The organism is Microvirga massiliensis (genome assembly GCF_001006805.1).
GTDB classification, from domain to species: Bacteria; Pseudomonadota; Alphaproteobacteria; order Rhizobiales; family Beijerinckiaceae; genus Microvirga; species Microvirga massiliensis.
The window spans coordinates 31500-34076 of sequence record NZ_LN811376.1 but is presented as its reverse complement, the minus strand read 5'-3'; the positions used below and the strand labels follow the sequence as shown (position 1 = coordinate 34076).

General features: G+C 60.8%; 3 protein-coding genes. All 3 read right to left on the bottom strand.

From position 1 onward, the window contains the following. Positions 1-168 precede the first annotated feature (168 nt). The 3 genes from BN1233_RS41340 to BN1233_RS41330 all read right to left on the bottom strand — a co-directional run bounded on the left by BN1233_RS41340 (position 169) and on the right by BN1233_RS41330 (position 1995). Entirely contained in the window at positions 169-588 is a 420-nt protein-coding gene (locus BN1233_RS41340; protein ID WP_052764142.1) for an alpha/beta hydrolase family protein, read from the bottom strand. Between the two features lie 17 nt (positions 589-605). Next, positions 606-872, bottom strand: coding sequence for a hypothetical protein (locus BN1233_RS41335; protein WP_147707850.1), 267 nt, complete (start codon positions 870-872; stop codon positions 606-608). Between the two features lie 604 nt (positions 873-1476). Then, positions 1477-1995: a sigma-70 family RNA polymerase sigma factor gene (locus tag BN1233_RS41330; protein WP_342341700.1), complete on the bottom strand. Its 519-nt coding sequence runs from the start codon at positions 1993-1995 to the stop codon at positions 1477-1479. Between the last annotated feature and the right edge of the window lie 582 nt (positions 1996-2577).

Genomic DNA, 2577 nt, shown 5'->3' with positions numbered 1-2577 from the left:
GTTGCTCCAGCTTCCGCGAAGCAGGCTGTGAAAGCCGCTCCGGCTGCAAAGTAAAACAAGTCTGTTGCTTATGCGCGAACCGCCCGGTCGAGAGGCCGGGCGTTTGTGCGACAGCAACACCTCGGTCCGCCATCTGCAATATCGGTAAGGCCACGACCACAACTTTTCTCATTCGCGCGCAAGGAACTCCGCGATTGTGGGCCCGGCTTGCGCGATATGAAGCACCCCGTTCAAGTGCCCGTTCGGCCCCTGCAAGGGGACCATGTCCACGGGCGTGCCCGCGTTCCGCAATGCCGCCGCTGTGCGCTCAATCCAGGGCTGTGGGAAGACGAGGTCGGTTGGCGCATAGATCAGAAGGGTTGGGGCCCTGATCCGGGCGGGATCCGCCCCGGCGAGCTGATTGGCCCGGACGAGATACAGAAAGTTGTTGGCGTCGGCGGTCGCCGCCCGGCCGGCGGCAAAATCCTGGAGCGCCGCCTCGATCTTGAAGCGGTTCGCGAGAGCCCGTGCGGGGTCCCTCCCCTCCGCGGCAGGGGCGTTGCCGAAGGTGCTCCGCGCCCACTCGGACTGCTGCGCCTGCAAGGTCACGGTCTTGAGCGCCGCGGTCAGGCCCGCAACCGGTGGATCATCCTCGGGGTAATCGCCGCCGCACCATTTGGGATCGAGGCACCGAACGCGCCATGGATGAAGAGAACCGGCGCGCCCGCCACCACCCCTTCCGGCTCTGCCGCCAACAGCTCGAGAGCTGGCGCATCTGCATGCCTGAGCATGCGGGTTCGGACGCCGTCATCTGCACCGCCATGACGCCATGGCTCCTGAACTCTCGCATCCATGTTGTTCAATGCCCCCCAGCCTATCTGAGTTTCTGGCATGGCCAATGTCACTGTCCTGCCGCAGGTTCCACTCGGCACGCTTTCGCCCTTCGCCTGCAGTTCAGGCTACCTGAGGTTTTGCTCGTCAGAGTCCACGCCTGCATTCATACGGGCGTGCGAATGAGGTGACCCCGGGCAAACCTCGTGATCTGACCATTCTTTCGTATACTGCCGGCTCAAGCCTCAGAATCTGATCACCACTCTACTGTTCGTCGCGCACCGGTGGGTGCTCTCGCCGAGGAAGTCATTAGGGCCAAACTCGACAACCTTCTTCCGCTCGGTATCGATAGGTTCGAATGGACGATCTTAGGCTCCTGACGGCGCACTCTAAACGATTTCACCAGAACTGCCGTATCACCGCACCTGTCCTTGCTTGGTCGCGAGAAGTGATCGGCAAACGAAGTTGCCGTGCGCGTCTTGTCAAGCACCATAACAGATCATCGACCAGGAACTGCCGAGCCGTAATGCAGGGGACGCACGTTTCATTGCCCTCGTGTAATGTAGTCTCCAAGGCGTCTCCTCCGACCAAGACGCGGGACTTGGTGACATGGGCGTGAAGGGCGGCGCGGCGGCCTCATCGACCCGCAGAACCGTCTCCGAGATTTCACAGGCGTGCCGTTGCCTGAAGTGCAGCCTTGGTGAGATTGTCGGGGCCGATCTGCATGTGATCGTCAATCTGCAGAAGCTCGGCAAGCCGGGTTCGAGCGCGACTAACGCGGCTCTTAATCGTACCGGTCCGCACGCCGCAAATGGCTGCCGCGTCCTCATGAGACAGACCCTCAGCCGCTACGAGTATCAGTGCCGCTCGCTGGTCGGGTGACAACTTGGCCAGGGCGGTTTGGAATTCCTGCCACTCCAAGTGGGCGTGCTGATCAGGACAGGCTCTCAACCTGTCCACATAGGACCCACTTGGATCGTCGATCTCAAACTTCCGCTTGCGCAGATCCGAACAAAACTGATGGCGCAGGATCGTAAAGAGCCACGACCGGAGGTTCATGCCGGGCTCGAACAGGTGAGCCTTGCTCCAAGCTCGCAGGATCGTTTCCTGGACGAGATCGTCAGCACGAACAGGATCGTGGACAAGCGAGAGCGCAAAGGCTCGGAGGTTTGGGAGCGCGCTCAATATCTGCTCGCCAAAGGATGCATCCCGTGTCAACGTCTCGTCCTCTCTCTGCCGCGTCTCGAACTGCTTGATCAACTCCCGGAGCAGGTTGGCTTAATCCCGAGCGCCTAGCCTTAATCGTGTTGACGTCAGAGCCTCCCTCCCAAGTGGCGAACGAGACTTCCGGAACCTGAATGAAACCACCCGTGCGGCAGATCACATGTCGTCTTCGTGCGTGCCGGGCTCCCGAGTAAGCAAACAGATCAGGTGACGGATGATCCTGGGTGAGAACCAAAGGCGAGCATACAGGATGGGCTGTATGTCCCTACCCCGACGCAACTCCGCCAGGACCATCCCATTGTGTGACAGTGCGAGTCGAAGATGCATTGCCACTCGCTGCTCGAGAGCTTATTCCACCATCCCTGGGCTGTACAGCCCTCTTCCCACCACATCGAACGCCCGCAACAGCGACTTCGATGGAAACGTGCACGCTCAAGCCGGGCGCCGGTATGGCTGGTAGGCTGGCGTCCACATCTTGTCTCTGACCTTACGGTACAGGTCGCCGGCGTCCATCCCTTCACTCAACCCCTCGTTGCGCGCCTG